The organism is Vibrio sp. 1978 (assembly GCF_033344345.1).
In genome coordinates this window covers 1-916 of the sequence record NZ_JAWPOP010000221.1, presented here as the reverse complement: position 1 = coordinate 916, position 916 = coordinate 1, and the positions used below count along the sequence as shown (strand labels likewise).

Genomic DNA, 916 nt, shown 5'->3' with positions numbered 1-916 from the left:
TTGTGGCAATGATTGCTGGTGCGGCGACAGGCATCGCAACCTTCAACCTATTCGACGCCGGTTTGGTCGCGGGTCCAAGTCCAGGCTCTATCTTCTCTTACCTTGCTCTTACTCCGAAAGGTAGCTTCATCGCGACCATCGCAGGTGTGACAAGTGCAACGATTGTCTCTTTCTTAGTAGCAAGTGCGATTTTGAAAGTGAGCAAATCAGAAGAAAAAGAAAGCGAGTTTGAGAAATCAGTTTCTGACATGAAAGAGATGAAAGCGGAAGGCGCAGTTCAGCCAGTTGCAGCTGCGACGACGCAAGAGCCGAGCAAGCCAATTTCATTTGTCGCATTCGCATGTGATGCGGGTATGGGCTCTAGTGCAATGGGCGCATCGACCTTCAAACGCAAGCTGGTACAAGCTGGGATAGAGATTGAAGTGAAGAACTTCGCCATCGAGAAAGTCCCGAGTGAAGCCGATATCGTCGTGACACACGAGAGCTTAGAAAGCCGCGCGGTCAACGCGACAGGTTTACCAGTCGTAACGATCAAGAACTTCCTCAACGACCCAGCGCTTGACGAGCTGATGGATAAGATTAAGCAACAAACGGTCGCGACTGAGCAACCAGCCTAACAATGCAGTTTGGGGCGGCAGGTATCGCCCCAATTAGGAGAGAAATCATGGTACAAACAACGGCAGCGGTTATCTGTGGTGAGAAAAACGTTCAATTAAGAACCTTTGATTTACCAAACATTTCAGCCGACGAACTTCTGGTTAAAAACATTTCAAACAGCATTTGTCTATCCACTTACAAAGCAGCATTGTTAGGTAGCAAACACAAACGCGTTCCTGAAAACATTGACGAAGTGCCAGTGATGACAGGTCATGAATACGCAGGTGTGATTGTTGAAGTCGGTGAGAATCTAAAAGAT

General features: G+C 47.8%; 1 protein-coding gene and 1 pseudogene. Both read left to right on the top strand.

All coding sequences use genetic code 11. The annotated features are described in order from the left end of the window. Nucleotides 1-617, top strand: a pseudogene (locus R8N49_RS25675) (PTS mannitol transporter subunit IIBC); the annotation flags it as partial. A gap of 47 nt (nt 618-664) precedes the next feature. Further along, nucleotides 665-916 (top strand): alcohol dehydrogenase catalytic domain-containing protein (locus R8N49_RS25670; protein WP_318190277.1); only part of this gene is annotated, 252 nt, incomplete at its 3' end.